The 18671-nt window shown below is 61.5% G+C and carries 18 protein-coding genes; 7 read left to right on the top strand and 11 right to left on the bottom strand.

Annotated features, from left to right (window positions below):
- Window positions 1-50 precede the first annotated feature (50 nt).
- Complete coding sequence (locus NF78_RS07025) at window positions 51-791, bottom strand: DUF561 domain-containing protein (protein ID WP_197064782.1); 741 nt, start codon at window positions 789-791, stop codon at window positions 51-53.
- Between the two features lie 369 nt (window positions 792-1160).
- Here NF78_RS07025 and wrbA point away from each other — a divergent pair, with 369 nt between their 5' ends.
- Window positions 1161-1778: an NAD(P)H:quinone oxidoreductase gene (gene wrbA, locus NF78_RS07020; protein ID WP_035988985.1), complete on the top strand. Its 618-nt coding sequence runs from the start codon at window positions 1161-1163 to the stop codon at window positions 1776-1778.
- Between the two features lie 56 nt (window positions 1779-1834).
- Here wrbA and NF78_RS07015 read toward each other — a convergent pair whose 3' ends face one another.
- The 4 genes from NF78_RS07015 to NF78_RS07000 form a co-directional block, all read right to left on the bottom strand.
- Window positions 1835-3022, bottom strand: coding sequence for a lipase family protein (locus NF78_RS07015; RefSeq protein WP_035985492.1), 1188 nt, complete (start codon window positions 3020-3022; stop codon window positions 1835-1837).
- Between the two features lie 94 nt (window positions 3023-3116).
- The gene (locus tag NF78_RS30335) at window positions 3117-3953 is read right to left on the bottom strand and encodes a TerB family tellurite resistance protein (protein ID WP_052049928.1); all 837 of its coding nucleotides are present in this window, start codon (window positions 3951-3953) and stop codon (window positions 3117-3119) included.
- 89 nt (window positions 3954-4042) lie between these two features.
- Complete coding sequence (locus NF78_RS07005; protein ID WP_052049926.1) at window positions 4043-6532, bottom strand: type II CAAX prenyl endopeptidase Rce1 family protein; 2490 nt, start codon at window positions 6530-6532, stop codon at window positions 4043-4045.
- Window positions 6533-6843: 311 nt separating this feature from the next.
- The gene (locus NF78_RS07000; RefSeq protein WP_081972537.1) at window positions 6844-8769 is read right to left on the bottom strand and encodes an SLC13 family permease; all 1926 of its coding nucleotides are present in this window, start codon (window positions 8767-8769) and stop codon (window positions 6844-6846) included.
- Window positions 8770-9039: 270 nt separating this feature from the next.
- On the opposite strand from NF78_RS07000, the gene NF78_RS06995 reads away from it, so the two are divergent.
- Both NF78_RS06995 and NF78_RS06990 read left to right on the top strand, forming a co-directional pair.
- Window positions 9040-9792, top strand: a complete 753-nt coding sequence (locus NF78_RS06995; RefSeq protein WP_263970558.1) for a Crp/Fnr family transcriptional regulator — start codon at window positions 9040-9042, stop codon at window positions 9790-9792.
- A gap of 64 nt (window positions 9793-9856) precedes the next feature.
- Window positions 9857-10285: an acyl-CoA thioesterase gene (locus NF78_RS06990; protein WP_035985490.1), complete on the top strand. Its 429-nt coding sequence runs from the start codon at window positions 9857-9859 to the stop codon at window positions 10283-10285.
- Window positions 10286-10326: 41 nt separating this feature from the next.
- On the opposite strand, the gene NF78_RS06985 is transcribed toward NF78_RS06990, so the two are convergent.
- Together NF78_RS06985 and NF78_RS06980 are read right to left on the bottom strand one after the other, a co-directional pair.
- Window positions 10327-10749, bottom strand: a complete 423-nt coding sequence (locus NF78_RS06985) for a YciI family protein (RefSeq protein ID WP_035985489.1) — start codon at window positions 10747-10749, stop codon at window positions 10327-10329.
- Window positions 10750-10889: 140 nt separating this feature from the next.
- On the bottom strand, window positions 10890-11510 hold the full coding sequence (locus NF78_RS06980; RefSeq protein ID WP_035985488.1) for a DedA family protein: 621 nt from the start codon (window positions 11508-11510) through the stop codon (window positions 10890-10892).
- Between the two features lie 395 nt (window positions 11511-11905).
- On the opposite strand from NF78_RS06980, the gene NF78_RS06975 reads away from it, so the two are divergent.
- Entirely contained in the window at window positions 11906-12988 is a 1083-nt protein-coding gene (locus NF78_RS06975; protein WP_035985487.1) for a DUF3616 domain-containing protein, read from the top strand.
- A gap of 23 nt (window positions 12989-13011) precedes the next feature.
- Here the strand turns inward: NF78_RS06975 and NF78_RS06970 are convergent, their stop codons facing one another.
- The 4 genes from NF78_RS06970 to NF78_RS06955 all read right to left on the bottom strand — a co-directional run bounded on the left by NF78_RS06970 (window position 13012) and on the right by NF78_RS06955 (window position 15603).
- Window positions 13012-13947 (bottom strand): CHAD domain-containing protein, encoded by a 936-nt coding sequence (locus tag NF78_RS06970; RefSeq protein WP_035985486.1) that lies wholly within the window; start codon window positions 13945-13947, stop codon window positions 13012-13014.
- Between the two features lie 5 nt (window positions 13948-13952).
- A complete protein-coding gene (locus NF78_RS06965; RefSeq protein WP_052049924.1) occupies window positions 13953-14405 on the bottom strand; it encodes a DUF6335 family protein in 453 nt (150 codons plus the stop codon).
- A 364-nt stretch (window positions 14406-14769) separates the two neighbouring features.
- A complete protein-coding gene (locus tag NF78_RS06960) occupies window positions 14770-15198 on the bottom strand; it encodes an MgtC/SapB family protein (RefSeq protein ID WP_035985485.1) in 429 nt (142 codons plus the stop codon).
- A gap of 6 nt (window positions 15199-15204) precedes the next feature.
- Window positions 15205-15603 (bottom strand): DoxX family membrane protein, encoded by a 399-nt coding sequence (locus NF78_RS06955; protein ID WP_035985482.1) that lies wholly within the window; start codon window positions 15601-15603, stop codon window positions 15205-15207.
- A 260-nt stretch (window positions 15604-15863) separates the two neighbouring features.
- On the opposite strand from NF78_RS06955, the gene NF78_RS06950 reads away from it, so the two are divergent.
- The 3 genes from NF78_RS06950 to NF78_RS06935 all read left to right on the top strand — a co-directional run bounded on the left by NF78_RS06950 (window position 15864) and on the right by NF78_RS06935 (window position 18595).
- Complete coding sequence (locus tag NF78_RS06950) at window positions 15864-16472, top strand: fasciclin domain-containing protein (RefSeq protein ID WP_035985481.1); 609 nt, start codon at window positions 15864-15866, stop codon at window positions 16470-16472.
- 870 nt (window positions 16473-17342) lie between these two features.
- Complete coding sequence (locus NF78_RS06940; RefSeq protein ID WP_035985479.1) at window positions 17343-18035, top strand: SRPBCC family protein; 693 nt, start codon at window positions 17343-17345, stop codon at window positions 18033-18035.
- A gap of 80 nt (window positions 18036-18115) precedes the next feature.
- Window positions 18116-18595, top strand: coding sequence for a hypothetical protein (locus tag NF78_RS06935; RefSeq protein WP_035985477.1), 480 nt, complete (start codon window positions 18116-18118; stop codon window positions 18593-18595).
- Window positions 18596-18671: the final 76 nt, after the last annotated feature.

Here is an 18671-nt window from a genome sequence, read left to right as displayed (position 1 = left end):
TCGAAGGGAACGGGCGCTGGCCCAAATTGAACCTACAGAACCGCCAGGGCCTAGCGCATTGCGCCGACGCGCACGGTTTGCAGGCTCTCGGCCAGCTGGCGCACCACGGCGACCATCGCCAGTGGGTTGTCGAGCTTGTTGACGGCTGAGCCCACGCCGACGCCTGCGGCACCGGCGGCGATCGCCATCGGAGCGGTCACATCCGACAGGCCCGAGGCGCACAGCACCGGCACCGCCACCGCCCGGGAGATAGCGTGGGCCGCCGCCAGGGTGGGGGCAGCTTTTTCGATCAGCCCCAGGGTGCCGGGGTGGGTGGGCTGGCTGCTGGTGCCCCCCTCGGTCTGGATGATGTCGGCCCCGGCGGCCACCAGGGCTTCGGCCAGCGCCACCTGCTCGTCGAGGGCCAGAATGTGGGGTACCGTCACCGACAGGGTGATCTGGGGCAGCAGGGCGCGGGTGCGGCGGGTGAGGTCGAGCACCTCGGGCGCTTCAAAGCGACGGCCCTGGGCGTAGAAGGCGTCGAAGTTGCCAATTTCGATCAGGTCGGCCCCGGCGGCGACGGGGGCCAAAAAGGCTTCGGGCTCTACCGCCGAAACACAGATGGGCAGGGTGGTGTTGGCCCTGGCCAGGCGCACCAGGTCGGCATCGGCGGCGATGTCGACAAAGGTGGCCCCGCCCTGGTCGGCGGCTTTGACCACGGCGGCTACCCGCTCGTGATCGAGGTTGGTGAGGCCGCTGATGATTTTGAGCACGGAGTGGGTGGCAAAAGCCCGCTGCAAATCAGAACGCATAGGTATAACTCTCAATCGCTGATTCAATTGCTACGTCAGGCCCAGTTCAGGGTAGGTTGGCAGTGCGATCGCGCCGCTACCCGCACCTGAACAAGGATCAATTGGCAACATTGTCGCATTCCAGATGAGTTTGCGGGAGCAATCCCAAGGGAAGTCCGCCAGCCCGCCGCTGCCAACCTATTCTCTGGCCAAAATTAGGCCCTCCCCTTGCCCGCCTGGCTAAAATCCTTCCTGCGAGGGATAAAAAGCCGCCATTCCATCCAGCACCATTGACCCTAGGTAATGCTGATTTGGCTCGGCGTAGGCCCCAAGGGCTGTGCTTGCCCCCATTACCGCCGCAATATTGACCGCCGCAACATTGGAAAAGGCATGAAACTTTTAGTCGTTTACTACACCATGTATGGCCACACGATGCAGCTGGCCCAGGCGGTAGCTGAGGGGGCCAAACAGGTGGCTGGCATTGAGGTGGTCCTGCGTCGGGTGCAGGAATTTGATGCCGTCAATCAGGTCATCGATCAGAACGATGTTGCCCGCCAGGTGCGGGAGCAGCAGCAGGAGATTCCGGTGTGTACCGTCGATGATCTGAGAGAAGCCGATGGCGTGGTGTTTGGATCGCCCACCCGCTACGGCAACATGACCGCCCAAATGAAGCAGCTGTTCGACTCCACTGCCAGCCTCTGGCTGAATGGCGAGATGGAAGGCAAGCCTGCGGGGGTGTTTACCTCCACCGCCTCCACCCACGGCGGCCAGGAGACCACCCTGCTGACGATGATGGTGCCGCTGCTGCACCTGGGCATGCTGGTGGTGGGCGTGCCCTATTCCATAGAGGGCATGATTCATACCGAAGCGCGGGGCGGTACGCCTTATGGGGCCTCCACTATCGCCGGTGGCCAGGGAGAACTCAGCCCCAAACCAGAAGATCTGGCGATCGCCCAGGCCCTGGGGCAGCGGGTAGCCCAGGTGACGACCCAGGTTCGAGGCGGTTAAACCCAAAGTATGCCTGGGAGACACCCACTCTTCAGCTGCCCCATGACGCAGGCAGGTTAAGCCAGACCGCTGAGGGGGAACTCCCGCCGCTGGTTGGTTTCGGCTTCGGCATTTACCGCCCGCCGGTAGGTATCGACAATGTGGTTGGGCAAAATATCGCCCCCCTGGGTGAGAAAGGACCATTCTTCCCCCACGTGCACAAACTCGGCCCGCAGTCGGGTGGGGGGCATGGTGGGGATGGGGTCGGCCAGGTTGGTGATCCGAAAGCTGTTGGGCAAAATCTGGGCGTAGCTGCGGGCAAACTGGGTGTTGCCCACCCTGGGGCTGGCGTACACATAGAGTTGCAGGCTGGGCCGCAACTGGGGCAGGGCCAGGGCAATATCGAGGGCCAGCACCGTGGCCAGCGCCGCCCCCAGGCTGTGGCCCGACACGTAGCAGGGCTTGCTGGGGTCGATCTGGTTTACTGCGTCCACCACCACCGGGTTAATGATGCTGTTGGCAATGCGGCGAAAGCCCGTGTGGATGTTGCCCAGGCTTTCGCCGCTGGTGGGATCGAGGTAGGGCTGCTGCACGGCATAGATATTGCCCACCCACTCGGCGGTGCGCTGGGTGCCGCGAAAGACCAAAATGCTGTCGTCGTCAGACTCCAGCAAAAACCCGAAGAACACTTCGATCCGGCGGCCCACCCGCACCGCCGCCGTTACCCCGGTGCGAATGGCGTCCTCGGTTTGGGCCAGGGTGTCCTCCAAAGCGGTGGGATCGTCCAGGAGGGTGGGATCGTCAATCACCTGCTGGGGAATCTGAAGCTCGATCTGGTCGTTGACCTGCCGCTCCTGGCCCCGAAAGTTGGTGACCAGGCGGTACTTATCGAGGCTGGGGCTGTAGTCGAGTAGCTGCTGCAGGTTGCCGTCGTAGCTGGGATCGTTGCGCCCGGTGATGTACTGCTGGGTGGCCAGCCGACTGAGCAAAATCAGACGTTTGGAAATCTCCCGGTTGTAGGCCACGGGCGGCGGCGGAAAGGCCGCTGCCGCCTGGATCGCCTGAAACTCCTCGACCATGCGAGTGTCGCCTGTGACCGCCGCCTGAATAATGTCGTTGGGGTCGTAAAACTCAGCTGCGAAGGCATCGATAATCGCCTGGCGCTCCCTGGCCCGCTCCCGCCGCACGTATTCGGTACCCAGGCTGGCGGCGCTACCCGCCGCCACCCCCCCCAGCAAAAACTGCCGCCGTTTGAATTTGTCCATACACGAGGCTCCAGAGGATTTGTAGACGGAGATGGTTCTAGGGAGAGGGTTTGCCCAGTGGTGGGCAGAGCCCACCCTACTTTCTGTGATCGATCTACCTGTCCGAAGACATCAGGTTCGGGAAGGCCCGGGTGAGGGCGGTAAAGTCGGGCCGCTTTTGGCTGGTGTAGAACTGGTTGGTGGACTGCCCCGCCACCCAGGTGGCCGTGGCAAAGCCAGCGGCACGGGCAAAGGCCCCCACGTAGGGCACCACAACCCCCAGCCCAACCAGCGTGGCCCAGGCCAAAAAACCAGCGATGACGGCGGCCATAAAGCCAAACAGGTTGCCCACCACCGCCAGCACGTCCTGGCCCTGGGGTTTGCCCCAGACGTTGCGAATATCCCAGATCATTTTCAGAATCAGGCCGAGCACAATCAGAAATTTCAGTTCCAGGGTGCCGCCCCCCCGCAGCGGCACCAGCCCCACGATCGCCGCCCCCAGCGCGTAGTCAAAAATCAGCCGTCGCACCTCCCCCTGGCGGCCAATCAGCGCAGCCATCCCCGCCAGGGCCGAGTTGACCGCCAACTCCGATGAGCGAGTTCGCAGGGGCTGTCTGGCCAGAGTTCTGGCGGTTTCCGGGTCCAGCTGAAAGGCCTCTCGCAGCTGGGCCAGCAGCGCCGCCTCCTGGGGATCGATACCCTTGGCCCGGGCGATCGCCGCCGCCCCCCGGTATACCTGCTGCTGCATGGCGGGGGTCTGAATCTGCGCCAGCCAGTACTCCACCGGGGTCGGATCGCGCAGCAGCCCCTCCGGCGTCACCCCCACCGGCAGCGGGGCGAAGCTGTTGAGCGCGGCCAGAAAGGCCTCAAATTCCTGCGGCGTCGGGTCGCCCTTGAGCTTGGCGACGGCGGCCAGGGTTTCGAGGCAGGCGAGGGTTTCGGAGTCGGGCATGGGTAGGGGGTAGGGGGTGGATGGGTGGTGGGGTGAAGGGGTAGGCGGGTAGGGGGTGGATGAGTTAAGCCATTAACCAGCTCATTCACTCATCCACTCACCCACTTGTCCAGCCGCTTGCGATCGCCCCCAAACTGCCGCCTCGGCAGCCGCTCCCTGCCGCCGAAGGCGTAGATCCAGCCCATCACCACGGCCCAGTGGATGAGGACAATGGGCCACAGAGAGCCGGTGATCCAGTACACGCCGGAGAGCAGGAGGCCGAGCCAGCCCGCCAGGATCAGGAAGCGGCGATCGCTCAAGGTAGGCCAGGCGGCCCGGTAGGTGGTGCGGCCCAGCAGCAGGTGGTAGAGCAGAAACAGCACCAGGCTGAGGGCGGCCCACAGAATCCACTGGGGGCCGGGGATGCCCTCCTTGGGGTGGGGCAGCAGGGCCACCCGAAAGACAATTTCCTCCAGCAGGGCCGGAATTAGAAAGACTCGCAGGGCGCTGAGGACCATGGGGAGGGGGCGGTCCCAGGCATTCTGGCGCTTCAGAAAACGGGTTTTGAGGCCGTAGGGAATGGCGATCGCTCCGTACAGCCCCAGGGCCAGGAGGGCCACCAGGCCATTGATCGGGTTCAGGGGCACCGTCACCGCGTCGGCAAAGCGCTGCACCGCTCGCCCCACCAGGGGAATGCCACCCATCAGCGTTGTCGGCGGCACCGGCTCCACCCGGGGGTCATCGCCGCCCACCATGTTGGTGCGCAAAAACCACAGCTGTGCCCCGTGGGCCAAAAATATCCGCGCTACTTCGTCGTGGGCCCAGCGGGGCATCATGCTCTGCCAGCTCAGCGCCCCGGCAAACAGCCCCCTACGGCTGACAAACGCGCCCCGATCCGCCACCCCCGCCAGGGATTCAGCATTGTTTTGCCAGTCGGGGCGGACCACGCCGTAGGGCACCAGCATGTCCTCCAGGGCGCGGCCCAGGGCCACAAACTGGATCGCCCGCACCACTTCGTGGCTGTCGGGGTTTTGCCGCAGCCAGGCCACAATGTCGGGGTTGTTTTCAATCCGGCGGCGAATCTGCTGAATGGCGATAAACAGTGCCTGGTTGGAGTCCTGCACGCAGGAGGTGGCGGGGGTGACGCCCGCCACCCCGGTGCCGTCGCCGGTGCGGTAGCGGGCGGCAATCACCTGGGTCTGCTTCAACAGTTCCTCAAACAGCGAAATGCGAGTGTCGCCAAACTCAAACGGCCGGATAAACGAGTCGAGCTTGACCACCACATCGGAGATCGGGCGAATGCCCAGCCAGCCCCGCTGCATGTCACCGCTGTAGCCGGCCCAGTCGTGGGTGCCCGAGAGCACCGCTGGGGAACTGTGGGCGTAGATCTGCTGGTACTGAATGTCGAACTGGAGCTCGTCGGCGATCGGTTCGCGCACCACCCGCCCCAGGCCGTAGGCAAAGTGCCCCGTCACCGTGCCCAGGGGAATAAACTCGCTATTTTCGCCGCCAATGCCGCCAAACAGGTGAATCACCAGGGCGTAGTCGCCCTCCTGCCACTGGGCCCGGGCAGCGTCAGAGCTGCCGCCGTCGGGGCTGACCAGCACCCGCTGGAGGGTGCCCTTGCGCTGGGGGGTGTCACGCCAGTTCTGGCGATCGATGTAGTGGTAGCCCGCCGCCCGGCCCAGCACCACCTGGTCGGGCAACAGCTGAAGCAGCGATCGCGGCTTCAGCGCCTGGACGGTGAACATATTAGTGCTATCCCGCGACCCGTAGATGTACCACCCGGCCCGCCCCGCCGGGGAATGCTCCAGGTCCCGCAGGTTGGAGAAGAACCGCTCCCCGTTCGCCATCGGCTGCTGGGGAATCCGCACGGTACCGATGGGGCCGGTGAAGTCCTGGGTGGCCGGATCGAAAAACTGCACCCGAAAGAACTCCGTCGGGCAGGGGGCCGGGCCGGGGCAGGTCTCGGGCAGCGGCGCATTGACGCTGGTATCGGGGCTGAGGATCTTCACCAGGCCGTACTCCCGCCCGGTGATCTGCACTGGCTCCAGGGGAGTTTGCAGCACCGGCTGGCCGTTCTGCTCCGTCAGCTCCGCATCCACCAGCCGCACCGTGACATCGTCCCGGGGGCGTGCCCCGGCCAGGGATTGCAGCGGCCCCACCCGCCTGCGCCCGTTCAGCCGCGTGGGCACCACGTTGCCATTGGCCCAAAACCGCTCCGCCTGGGGGCTGAAGGTGATGTCGGTGGTGACGGTGTCCACGTAGGCCCGGGCCAGGTCCGAGGGGGCCCAGGTGAGTTTCAGGCGCTGCCCCAACCGCCCCGGATCGCCGTGCCACACCTCAAACCAGGCCCAGTCGCCGGGGTCGGCGGCATACTCCGCTTCGCTGGGCAGCATCAACCGCCCAATCCAGCGCCCGTTGGGCCGCAGCAGCGGGGAGGTGGGTAAAGGCTGCACCGGGAAGGTCTCCACCCGGTTGAAGGGCTCGGCCTGGGCCAGCTCATAGTTGGAGATCGGCTCAGAGGCCGGGGCCGCTGGCTCGGCTTGGGCGCTCACCCACCCGCCCAGCCCCAGCAAAATCGCCGTTGCCAGGGCCAAACACACCAGAGGCCACCAGCGCCTGGGCCTACGCCCCAAGGAGTTGTAAAGAGGAGTCTGCACCTTTTTCCCAGCCCTGTGAATGAGACGAATGAGCCTGCGATCGCAGCCTAGACCACCGGGCAGCCTGGCTCAACTCCGGTTTCTGCGCCGCTAATCTCTGGCTATAGGTGGCACCCGTGACTGGCACTGGGGCCGAGAAACTAAGTTTTTCGGCGACCCAAGACCGCTATTATCCCTAACCTCAGCACCTTAGCGAGAATCTGTAAGAAAGTTGTAGGGAATGGCGGTAAATTCCCTCAACACCGCCCCTAAAAGGGAAACACCCGAGGCGTAATCAGCACCGTCAGACCCCAGAACAGGAGATTGAAGGGGATGCCCACCCGCATAAAGTCCATGAACCTGTAGCCCCCCGGCCCGTAGACCATCAGGTTGGTCTGGTAGCCGATGGGGGTGCTAAAGCTGGCCGAAGCGCCGATCATGATGGCCACCGCAAAGGGCAGAAAGTTTACCCCCAGGCTCTGGGACAGGGACAGGGCGATGGGGAACACCACCGCTGCCGCCGCGTTGTTGGTGATCACCTCGGTCAGCAGGCTGGTGATGGCGTAGATGGCAGCCAGGGAGACCCAGGGGTTGCTGCCCACCAGCCCCAGCACCGCCAGGGAAAAGGCTTCGGCCGCCCCCGTCACCTCCAGGGCTTTGCCCAGGCCCAGGGCGGCGGCTACCACCAAAATCACCGACCAATCAATCGTTCGAAACCCCTGCTGAAACGAGCAGCACCCGGTCACTACCATCAGCGCCGCCGCCCTGGCGGCGGCGTGGAGCATATCCATCCAGCCGAAGGTGGCCAGGGCCACCATCAGCACCAGGATGCCAAAGGCGATCGCCGCCCGGTCGTGGCGCAGGGGGTCGGAGTTGGGCACCGGGCTGATCAGGTAAAAATCGCGGGAGGCGCGGCGCTCTTCGAGAAATGAGGGGTTGGCCTCCAGCAGCAGGGTGTCGCCGGGGCGCAGGCGGATGTCGCCAATTTTGCCGGGCAGGCGCTCGCCGTTGCGGCCCACCGCCAGCACCACCGCACCGTAGCGACTGCGAAACTGGCCCTGGCGAATGGTGACCCCCACCAGCGGGCAGGTGTTGGAGACAACGGCTTCGAGCAGCGATCGCTCTTCTCTGGGGGAATCCAGCTTGAACACCTGGTCGGTGGCGGGCTTTAGCCCCCGAATCTGGTTGAGGTCCACAATCGAGTCGACCATGCCCACAAATACGAGCTGGTCGCGATCGCGCAGCACCTCCTGGGGCGTTACCACCGTCAGCAGCTGCTCCCCCCGCTGAATTTCGGTCAGAAACAGCCCCGGCAGGTGGCGCAGCCCCGCCTTCTCCACGGTTTTCCCGCTCAGGGGGCTGCCCTCTTCCACCACCATCTCCACGGTGTACTCGCGGGGGTCGTCGGTTTCGGCCAGGGCGGGTTTGCGGGTGGGCAGCAGCCAGCGCTGGGAGAGAATTAGCATCAGGGACCCGGCGATCGCGCAGGGCACCCCCACCGGCACCAGGTCAAACATCCGCAGCCCCGGCAGGTCGGTTTCGGCCAGAATCAAGCCATTCACCACCAGGTTGGTGCTGGTGCCAATCAGCGTACACATGCCCCCCATGATCGCCGCGTAGCTGAGGGGAATCATCAGCTTGGAGGGGCTGAGGCGCAGCTTGCGGCACCAGTCGCTCACCGCCGGAATGAACATCGCCACGATTGGGGTGTTGTTCAAAAAGGCGCTCAGGCTCACCACCGGCACAATCAGCCGAATTAACGCCTGGGTTTGCCCCTGGGGCATGCCCAGCACCGTGCGCGACACCATATCCAGCCCGCCGGTCTGCTGGAGCCCCGCCACCACAATGTAGAGCACCGCCACGGTGATCATGCCGGAGTTGCTGAACCCGGCCAGGGCCGTGGCGGTGTCCAGTACGCCGCTGAGCATCAGCACCACCAGCGCCGCCAAAAAAATCACCTCCGCCGCCAGGCTGGTGAGCGCGTTGAGCAGAAAGGCGGCCAGGGTGACCGCGATCGCCAGCCAGCCCTGCCAGCTCAAATCGCTGATTGGAGAGACTGCCACCAGAGCAAGGCCCAGGGCGATCGCCGCCCCAGCGGCCAAGCCAACCCACCCTCGAGTGAACCTACCGTGGGCCGAGGGCAGCGCCAGGCTGGCCCCAGGCTGAGCCGATCGCGAAAGCTGTTCGTTTTCCATTCCAAATCTATTTAGGCTGAACACTGCCCCAGGTCGGGCTTTGCTGATGCAATTATGCCTGATAGCAAATCCTAACTGTATACCCCCCTACGCGGTCCCTCCGCTCTAAGTCTGGTGAATAGGGTCTGGTGAATAGGACTTGGACAACGCGATTGGGCCAACTATTTTTGAGCTATAACAGGGGTTGCGAGGGACAATGGCAGAGTACGGCACCTACAACATTCCATGGCAAAGGCAAAAGCTTCCAGCTTGGCTTCAAAAACGATCGAAATGCTCACTACCCAGAGCTTTTTGTTCCGTGGGCTGGAGCAAGACCCGCTGCTCAGGGACCTCGACCCCGATCTGCTGGTGACCGAAAAACTCTACTCCAATCGCCCGGTGTATACCGCCTTTCGCCCCCAAACCTGGCAAGAGCACTTGTATGTCGTGGTGGACGGCGGTCCGGTCATTATGCGCAGCACCCCCCTCGACCGGGTTTTGGCCCTCACCTACCCCGGCGGCTGCTTTGGCATGCGCAGCCTGCCGGTCGGAGTAGGGTCGGCGACCCGGGCCTTCCCCAGCCTGGTGGAGGCCTACAAAACGACCAACGTCATCAAGGTGCCGGTGTCGGTCGTGCAGGATCTCTACGCTCAAAACGAAGAATTTCGAGACCGGTACATCCTGCTGTTTGAGCTGCGGGAAAAGTTTCAGTACCACCTGCTCAACTGCAGTACCTACCCGCCCCAGGCGGTGGCGGCGGTGCTGCGAGGGTTGATTTTCCAGGAGCGCAGCCTGGGGGCCCAGCCCCAGGGCAACAAACTTGAATACGTATTTGACCTGCCCATTGACCTGATTGCGCGCGCCTGCCAGCTCAACCACCGCACCGTGGAGCAGGTGCTCAAGGGACTGACCAAGGCGGGCTACATCAAAACCGACAAACTGGCCGACTCGGCCAACGACCTGGTCAAGGTGGTGGACCCCGAGGGGCTCAAAGAGGTCTACGGGGCCACCCGCGACAAAGTCTCCTGGTGGCCGCTGAAGTAAACGGACGCAACAAACAGAAGCCCGCCGTCGATCGCGCTGGCTGCCCCACCCTGCCGGTCATCCGATGAAACCCTTTTACCACCAGGAATTTGTTGTGCCGAGGGCGGTTGTCGATGACAACGGCCATGTCAACAATGTCGCCTACGTGCAGTGGATGCAGGATGTGGCGATCGCCCACGCCACCGATGTAGGCTGCACCGCCCAAACCCAGGCCCTGGGGGCTACCTGGGTGGCGCGATCGCACCAAATTACCTATCTGCGCCCGGCCTTTGCGGGCGATCGCCTGCGCCTCATCACCTGGGTCGCCACCCTGCGCAAGGCCCGCAGCACCCGCCACTACAAATTTTTGCGCCCCAGCGACGACACCGTACTGGCCACGGGTGCCACCGAGTGGGTGTTTGTCGATGCCATTACCCACCGCCCCCGCACCATTCCCCTATCGGTCTCGGGCTGCTTTGAGCTGGTGGATGCCCCCGTCGATGGCGGGGGCTGATCGCCACCGGTAGGGGCCCCGAGACGAGCTTCTGTAGCGGCCTAAAGGTTGGCCTGCTGCTCCATCTGAGCCCGCAGGCGGTCTTCCTGGGCCCTCAGTTCTGGGGTCAGCGCTTCGCCAAAGTCGTCGGCCTCAAAGAGGGGGCGAATCTCGATGTCATCCTTTTGAAAGGGGCTGCGCTTGACCCAGGCGATCGCCTCTGCCATCGACGCCACCTGCCAGATCCAGAATCCGGCAATCAGCTCCTTGGTTTCGGTGAATGGCCCATCAATGACCGTGCGCGACTGGCCCTCGCACCGCACCCGCACCCCTTTGGCACTGGGGTGTAGCCCTTCGCCCGCCAGCATGACCCCGGCCGCCGCCAGGGCTTCGTTGAACTGGCCCATCTCGGTCAGCTCGGCCTCGCTGGGCATCACTCCGGCTTCGGAGTCGGCGGTTGCTTTGACAATGACCATGACTTTCATAGTGGTTTCTCCTGGGTGAATCGATCGTCCCCCGGTCAGGGGCAACCCTGCCGGACTTCCATCGCCTGTACAAAGTAATCGTTCGGCGGCGGATGAAATCGACAGCGGCGCAAAAAAACTTGGAGGTGGGTTTGCTGGCGTCAGCCAGGACGCCCAGGGCGGTGCTGGCGGCGCTTGTAAATCCAGAAGACGGCGGCGATCGCCAGCGTAATCAGCACCCCTTTGCCGATTGGGCTAATCAGCGTCTGCACCTGCTCGAACTGGTCGCCCAGCAGGTAGCCAGCGGCGGCCAGGGCCCCCGTCCACAGCACTGTGCCCAGGGCCGAGTAGCCGAGGTAGGGCAACAGCGGCATGTGGCTCAGCCCCGCCGGTACCGAGACGTAGGTGCGTACCCCTGGCACAATCCGGCCCAGGCCCACCACCCAGCTGCCGCCGCTGCGCTGAAAAAAAGCGATCGCCTTTTCGATGTCCCTGGGCTTGAGCGTCAGCCAGCGCCCGTAGCGCCTGACCCCCACCATCAGCTGCTCGTGGGTAATCAGCAGCCCCAGCACGTACCAGGCCGAAGCCCCCACCAGCGATCCTAACGACCCCGCCACAATCACCCCGCTCAGGTTGAGGGTGGTGCTATCGCGGCTGACAAATCCGGCCAGGGGCATCACCAGTTCGGAGGGAATGGGCGGGAACAAATGCTCCAGCACCATCAGGCCAAAAATGCCGAGGTAGCCAAGGGACTCAATCCAGGCGGTGATCCAGTTGAACATAGGGCATGGGGCAATGGAATAGTAAGCTCAGACAGTTTTCTGACCGCTTGGCGGGGCTGGCGGGTTTGAACAATTGGCACCGGAACTATAGATCCACGCCCTTACCCTTCCCCGTGGCAACGCGAAGGCGAAACTGGTGAGCATTGGCCGAGTTCAAACGTTTGCCCTCCCCGGTGCCTTACATTAGGGCTTTTATGCAAAGTGATGACGCCTCTTGCCGATGAGTTGAAACACATTATTTCGTTTCTACCGTAAATAGTTGCAGCCATCCCCAGCCTCTATCCAACTGTAGAAAGCCTGTTCTCAAAAGAACTATTTCCTTCTCTGGAGCGATGGCCTCGGCTTACACTGGCCTTACGCTGATAGGCTTAATCCATCAAATTGTCCCTACTGCTATGCCAAACGGATTTTTACTAAGTCGCGCTCTGCTCAACTTTGAAACCGACTCTGAGGATCTGTTGGCCGAGCTATCTGCGGTCACCCGGACGCCGGATGGCCACCTGTGGGTGGGGTCCGACGAATATTTGACCCTGGAGCGGCTCACCCCTACCGGGAATGGGGTTTACAGTAACCACAAGACCTTTCACCTCAAAGAATTTGTTCAACTCTTCGATCACGACACCGAGATCGATATTGAAGGACTCAACTACTGTGATGGCTATATATGGGTGGTGGGTTCCCACAGCTCAAAGCGCCGCCAGGCTAAGGGTAAAAAACAGCAAAAAGACATCGAGCGGCTGTCTGAAATTAGCTACGATTCCAATCGATCGCTGCTGGCCCGGCTACCCGTTTTGAATGGCGAAATTGTGCCCGCCTATGCCCAGCCCGACACGGCCAATGGCGATCTCACCGCCGCCAGCCTGAAGCAGGTCAACGGCCATAACCAGCTGCTCGAAGCGCTGGCCACCGACCAGCACCTGGGGCCCTTCCTACAGATGGGGCTGCCCTCCAAGGACAATGGCTTTGATATCGAAGGCATTGCTGTCAATGACCATCAAATCTTTTTGGGGCTGCGGGGGCCGGTGCTGCGGGGCTGGGCCATTGTGCTTGAGCTTGAAGTGGAAGACGGGGAACCCGGCGAGCTTGTGCTCAAAGACCTGGGGGATGGCTGTCTGTACCGCAAGCACTTTCTCGACCTCAATGGTCAGGGTGTTCGCGAACTGTGCCTGCACGATGGCGATTTGCTGGTGCTGGCCGGACCCACCATGGAGCTAGAGGGGGCCATGCAAATGTTTCGCTTTGAAGATGTTCTCAACCACACCAGCGATACCCTGTGGAGTCAAGATTCGGGTCGGCTGACGGTGATGTTTGACCTCCCCTTTACCATTGGCTCCGACCACGCCGAGGGCCTGACGTTGGTACCCTGCCTGGGCTACGAGCACAGTTTGATGGTGGTCTACGACTCTCCCGACCGCAGTCGCCGTCCCCACGCCAAGGGGGTATTTGCCGACATTTTTCACCTGCCGACAAAAGATTAACTCCGCAGCTGTGTCCGCTGGCGTCAGGCCTCAGCGTCGGTTTCCTGGGCCGAGTCGACCCAGGGCTGCCAGTAGTTAGCCATGCGGTGAATAAAGGCGGCTGAGTCCTCGCAGTAGAGCCTTTGCCCCAGGGTTCTGGCCTGCCGGTGGAGCCGGTGCTGGCGATGCTTCATCAGGGGCAGCAGCACCTGCATGTGCACCTCCTCCACGGCGACCTCACTCGGGTGGTTGAGCAAAAAGTGTCGCAGGGCCGCGATGTCGTGCCCGCTGCCTAAATCCTGAGCCAGATGATGAAGCTCGGTTTCAAACGCGCTCATCACCGGGGGCCACATTGGCTTGAGCAGACAGGTGACGTGCCACAGGTCTTTCACCCGCTTGCGCCAGTCGTGGAAGGCGTCGTCGTCGCCGTCATCGTAGGCGGTGTGGTACCGCTCCTGCCCCTGGTGGTAGATTTGCCTCAGGTTTTTGGCCAGGGCTTTCCAGCCCGTTTTGCTCAGCGCCAGCTGGTTGAGGTGGGCCCGGCTGTCCTTGAGGTCGGACACAATGGCGTCCATGGGGTTGTCGCGATCGGTCAGGGCGTTGAGCCGGATCTGGTGCAGATCGACCAGACTCCGCCGCAGCCTCGCAAAGCCGTTGGTGTCCAGGGTGAGCCCGTAGGTGTCGAGCAGGTCGTCGAGGGTGTGCTGATACACCTCGCTGTCGCGGGCCAGGGAGAGCGATCGCCCCAGGTCGCGCAGCGCATTTTTTTCGCGCTGGTAGGTCTCTTTGTCGATTGACTTTTGCACCAGCCGCAGCACGGTGCGCCCCTTTTTGAGGTGCTTGCGAGCGCTGTGGACCGCCTGTCCTGGCGTATCATAAAACTCTTCGCTCAGCTGCTGAATAGCCTTGTCCAACTGTTCACTGAGGATGCGATGCACATTGGCTTCAACGGTGCTGTCAGCAAAAAAACGATACGCCATAGCCCCTAGGACACTGCGTCCTTAGAATCTGGATCAAGCTCAAACCGCTGCTGGTCGCGACGATCCATTTCGTCTTTTACCGCGACGGGCTGCTCGGCCTGGGTATCGATGCCAGCAGCAGCAGCAATTTCGTCAATGTTGTTCTGGTCGGGGGTGGGAGTGGTGCCGCCAATCGCCTCTTCACCCACCACTTTGGCCTGTTCGGTCATGGCATCAGGGTCGCCTGCGGTGGTAGGACTGCCCGAGGCCATCCGGTAATCGTCGGGCATCTCAGCCCCAATCATGGCGCTGTTGTCCTCGAGCCCGGTGCGGGCCGCCTCTGCGGCAGCCTGCGCCGCAGGCAGATGAATGACTGGCTCGTTGGGCGGGGGCGGCGCTTTGTCAATCCCCTGGGATACTTGAGTTGGAGATCCCTGAGCCGATTTAGAATGTTTCGATCTGGCGTTTTTGGAATTCATAAAACTGTGCTTTGAGATGCTTCAAAATGCTGTGGGAAGAGGGCTAGAGCGCAACTGGTGGGCTAATCTAAAGCGCTTGTTTAGGTGAGGGCGATCGCGTCAGAGCATCACTCATTAGACTGATCAGCCAGAACTGTCTATCAGCAGGAGTAATTGGCGATTGCTTGTCCCTGAAGATGCAGCTGAAAAGCTTAAAATTGCCCTATTTCTACTTCGCCAGAATAGCAATAGTCCAGGTAGAACCCTATCACCCCAGCGGTAGATATCACGGGGCTTGCCAATCTCTTGCCAAGCACAATTTGAAGCCATTCAGGCTTAAATGACTCCCAAGTTTAGCTATGTTTCAATAGTCTCCACAGAATGATTAAATTATTCTTTCAGCGAACTTCAACACCCGCAGAATTAGCAGCGCAAAGCCAACGCCCATCAGGCCCAGCTGCCACTGCCCCAGGCCAGCGGCCACCCCAACGCCTGCGGAAATCCAAACGGCCGTTGCAGAGGTCAACCCCCGCACCCGGTCTTCGCGCAAAATCGACCCCGCCCCCACAAATCCAACGCCGGTAATGATGCCCTGGAGGGTGCGGGCCATTGATGAACCATCGGCTTGAACTAGCCCAGGCTGCACGGTAGCCAGAATAAATATGGCTGATCCCAGCGCTACCAGCATATTGGTTCTGAGCCCAGCGGCTTTGTTGCTAAATTCTCGATCGAAACCGATCACCGCCGCCAACCCAACGGCGACAGCCAAACGGCCAGCGACGTCTAGCCAGGAGGTAGGAGTGAGAACATCCATAGGGGGTTAGGAGAACTGAGCCGCTTCGAAGCGGGTATACCAGTAGGCCCAGGCAATTAACACAAACTGAAAGGGCAGCCGAAAGGCGTGGAACCACCAGGTATCTGGAATACCCGAAATTTGAATGTGGTTGAAGGCCATATTGAGGTTGGCCGGATACACCGCCACAAATAAGATCACCAGGCCCCAGGCGGAGATCTGTTGTAGGGCTGGAACCAGCAGGCCCAAACCCAGCAAAACTTCGATCGCGCCGCTGAGGTACACCAGCATCGCCGGGGCGGGCAAAAACCCTGGCACGATGCGAATGAACGGCTGGGGCACCACAAAATGCAGTACCCCGGCTACCACCATACAAACGGCCAGAACAACTCGCAGTCTGTCTTTGTTGCGGTGGAGAAATGCCATGGGTAGCCCTGCTAGGTCCTGGTAAAACAGAGATCGCCTTACCCAGGCCTAAGCCTGAGGAAAGCCGTTCTTCGATCATCGGTGGCGAGCCTTTCGCCAACCTCTGGCCACGGGCAGATTGCCGGGACAGGTCTTTTGTCGCAGCGATGTAGCCCATACCCGCCCCTTCCCTCCCCTCCGACAGATGAAAATGTTTAATAAACTTCACTAAAGTTCACATAGAAATGCTCCGAAGCACAATTACATGAGGACGTTTTTCTATGCGTTTTTCTTTCATCTTTCGCAACGCTGCGATCGCCGCTGTAGCGGCTAGCGCTAGTCTGCTGCTGGGTACTACGGTCCAGGCCAGCAACCACACCGATGGCAGCATGGCCGAGCCCCAAACTCAGCAGCAGGCCCAACCCGGCACCGCCGCCACCATGTCCATTGTGGATGTTGCTAACAACAGTGGCTCGTTTGACACCCTGGTGCAGGCCGTGCAGGCTGCCGGTCTGAGGGACACCCTGGCTGGCGAAGGGCCCTACACGGTCTTTGCTCCCACCGATGAGGCCTTCAATGAGCTGCCCGATGGTGCCCTGGACTATTTGCTCCAGCCCGAGAACCAGGACCTGCTGGCGGAAGTGCTGTCTTACCACGTGGTGCCGGGGTCTGTGACCTCTGATCAGCTCAGCACTGGGGGCATCAGTGCCCTCAGCGGTGGAGTCGCGATCGCCGTTCAGGAATCGCGCATCGTGGTCAACAACGCTAGCGTCATCAACCCCGATATCCAGGCTGACAACGGTGTCATCCACGGCATCAACCGAGTCCTGATTCCTGAGGCCCTGCGGCAGGATCTGGCCTCCCGCCTGGGTGTAGAGAGCATCTACTAGGGACCGTTATCAGTTAGCCTGATAACCCAGTATTAGCGACTATTGCCCTCCAGCTTTGCCTCTCCCAGAGGCGAAGCTGGGGACTATTATTATTGGATTGAGTTCATATTGATTGACGCGGGTATACAACTGTCACACCGATCGACGGATTTACCCGAGGGCGAAGACTTTAGCGGCGAATTGTCGGCAGATTGGATCAACCCGTGCAATGGTTTCTAAACCGCATTTTTGCGGGTAACCGCCCAAAAAATGCCGGCGCTACCGGGGGCCCGGAGCTTACAGGCTGGGCACTCGCAGGTAGCCCCCCCCGCAACCAGGGTGAGGTATTGGATTTCTGCCTGAACAGAGCGTTCGCTGATGGGCAACCCCAACATTTTTTTGATGTGGGATTCTAGAGGACGGCAGGCGCGCCGGGCATAGCCCAGACCCTGTCGCTCAGAGTAAATAACGTAGTCTGACAGCCAGCTTTCGTTCATGCAGTTAATGCTTTGAGCAACAAGTATCGAGCAACGACACATCTATCTTAGGGCATAGATCGCTCTGTCTCCCGCGATAGATGTTACCTAATCATGCCCCAAAATGGCTGCGCTTTCCCATCAAGACGTTTGATCTAAGTCCGATCGCTTTGAAACAGGCCTGGAACAGACGTAGGCCCATTCATCTATCCCCGATGGCGAGGCAAATTGTCGCCCGTTTCTGTCTTCTGGTCGAAGGAGATTGCGGTTTGGCTTCCTAGGCTGAAGCCAGGTTTATCGGGTGAGTTTTTGATAGCTACAGACCCCAGGTGAAACCTCGGTGGGCTGCCAGCGCTTTTTCCGATTTGTCCTGTGGCCGATAGTTAGCGCAGCCCTGTTGTCAGGAGGTAAAGGTATGGAAAACTCGATGAGCACCCAAACGCCAGGGGATAAACAGGCGGGCGATCTGGAGCGCTGGGCGTCAATTGTTGGCGGTGGGGCCATGGTGCTGGCAGGGCTTCAGCAGCGATCGCTGCGGGGCATTCTTACCGCCGTTGCGGGCGGTGGCCTGGTCTACCAGGGCACCCAGAGCAAAAGCACCCTGAAGCAAGTGGAAGAGGCCGTGGGCTTGGACCAGGCCATTCGGGTTGAGAAAACCGTTACCATCAATCGCCCCGCCGCCGACCTCTACGCCTTCTGGCGCAACTTGGGCCAGCTGCCCACCTTCATGCGCCACCTGCGATCGGTTCAGGTAATCGACGATCGCCGCTCCCACTGGGTAGCCAACGCCCCCCTGGGCCAGGAGATCGAGTGGGATGCGGTAATTGTCACCGACGAACCCGACCACCTGATCGCCTGGGCCTCGGCTGAGGATGCCCCGGTCGAAAACTCTGGATTTGTGCGATTTCAGCCGGCGGCGGGCGATCGCGGTACCGAGGTCAAGGTGGTGATGGAGTACCAGCCCCCGGGTGGCCTGCTAGCCGCTGCGATCGCCAAACTCTTTGGCGAAGAACCCGAACAGCAGATTGGCGACGAACTCAGCCGGTTCAAGCAGCTGATGGAAGCTGGGGAAATCGCCACCACCGAGGGGCAGCCCAAGGGGGCCTAGGGTGCGGAGTGGTGAACCCTCCCCAGACGAATGTTCACGCCTGATTTAGTGATTTGACGTTTCTGATACCGAGTAGAACCATGATTAAACTTTTCTCCCGCTTTTTCCTCACCTCCCTTCGTCGCCAGTGCGCTGACTTCCTGCGCCGATTGAGCCAGTTTGAAGTTCGTCCCCTTGCCCGCACCGCGACTCAAGCCGTCGCGGTGACGACCCTGTCGGTGGTGCTCTGGCTGGGGGCTGCTGGCACCCACGCCCAACCCGCTCTGGCGGGCGACAATCTGGACGCTCGCCCCTACGAGGCCGAGGCCGTACGCCAGTCCCGCAACCCGCTCAGCAACGAGAACTACTCCGGTGGCGTTGACCCCTCGGTAGCCGCTAACCGCCAGACCGCGCCCGAGGACCAGGCCAACGGGATTCTCGAAACTGTCAAGGATGCGGTGCAGGGGGTGCTGCCCGGCAACTCCGGCAATGAGGGCCAAAACGCCTACAACCCCAACACCCAGCCCAACCCCAATCCCAACCCCACGCTGAATCGCTACGGCAGCGCTCAGCAGCAGTAGAGTTAGCCCCTCTCCCTACCGTCTTTGTGTTTAGGGGGACGGCCCCAGGGTCGTCCCCCTCCCCTGCTCCCCTGCC

Source organism: Leptolyngbya sp. KIOST-1 (assembly GCF_000763385.1).
Taxonomy (GTDB): Bacteria; Cyanobacteriota; Cyanobacteriia; order Phormidesmidales; family Phormidesmidaceae; genus Nodosilinea.
This window is presented reverse-complemented; position numbering and strand designations above follow the sequence as displayed.

Coding starts and splice junctions, on each gene's coding strand:
- NF78_RS07000 (WP_081972537.1), bottom strand. CDS start 8,769: ATGGAAAACGAACAGCTTTCGCGATCGGCTCAGCCTGGGGCCAGCCTG.
- NF78_RS06955 (WP_035985482.1), bottom strand. CDS start 15,603: ATGGCATTTCTCCACCGCAACAAAGACAGACTGCGAGTTGTTCTGGCC.
- NF78_RS07025 (WP_197064782.1), bottom strand. CDS start 791: ATGCGTTCTGATTTGCAGCGGGCTTTTGCCACCCACTCCGTGCTCAAA.
- NF78_RS30335 (WP_052049928.1), bottom strand. CDS start 3,953: ATGCCCGACTCCGAAACCCTCGCCTGCCTCGAAACCCTGGCCGCCGTC.
- NF78_RS06990 (WP_035985490.1), top strand. CDS start 9,857: ATGAAACCCTTTTACCACCAGGAATTTGTTGTGCCGAGGGCGGTTGTC.
- NF78_RS06960 (WP_035985485.1), bottom strand. CDS start 15,198: ATGGATGTTCTCACTCCTACCTCCTGGCTAGACGTCGCTGGCCGTTTG.
- NF78_RS06940 (WP_035985479.1), top strand. CDS start 17,343: ATGGAAAACTCGATGAGCACCCAAACGCCAGGGGATAAACAGGCGGGC.
- wrbA (WP_035988985.1), top strand. CDS start 1,161: ATGAAACTTTTAGTCGTTTACTACACCATGTATGGCCACACGATGCAG.
- NF78_RS06995 (WP_263970558.1), top strand. CDS start 9,040: ATGCTCACTACCCAGAGCTTTTTGTTCCGTGGGCTGGAGCAAGACCCG.
- NF78_RS06970 (WP_035985486.1), bottom strand. CDS start 13,947: ATGGCGTATCGTTTTTTTGCTGACAGCACCGTTGAAGCCAATGTGCAT.
- NF78_RS06965 (WP_052049924.1), bottom strand. CDS start 14,405: ATGAATTCCAAAAACGCCAGATCGAAACATTCTAAATCGGCTCAGGGA.
- NF78_RS06935 (WP_035985477.1), top strand. CDS start 18,116: ATGATTAAACTTTTCTCCCGCTTTTTCCTCACCTCCCTTCGTCGCCAG.
- NF78_RS06975 (WP_035985487.1), top strand. CDS start 11,906: ATGCCAAACGGATTTTTACTAAGTCGCGCTCTGCTCAACTTTGAAACC.
- NF78_RS06985 (WP_035985489.1), bottom strand. CDS start 10,749: ATGAAAGTCATGGTCATTGTCAAAGCAACCGCCGACTCCGAAGCCGGA.
- NF78_RS06950 (WP_035985481.1), top strand. CDS start 15,864: ATGCGTTTTTCTTTCATCTTTCGCAACGCTGCGATCGCCGCTGTAGCG.
- NF78_RS06980 (WP_035985488.1), bottom strand. CDS start 11,510: ATGTTCAACTGGATCACCGCCTGGATTGAGTCCCTTGGCTACCTCGGC.
- NF78_RS07015 (WP_035985492.1), bottom strand. CDS start 3,022: ATGGACAAATTCAAACGGCGGCAGTTTTTGCTGGGGGGGGTGGCGGCG.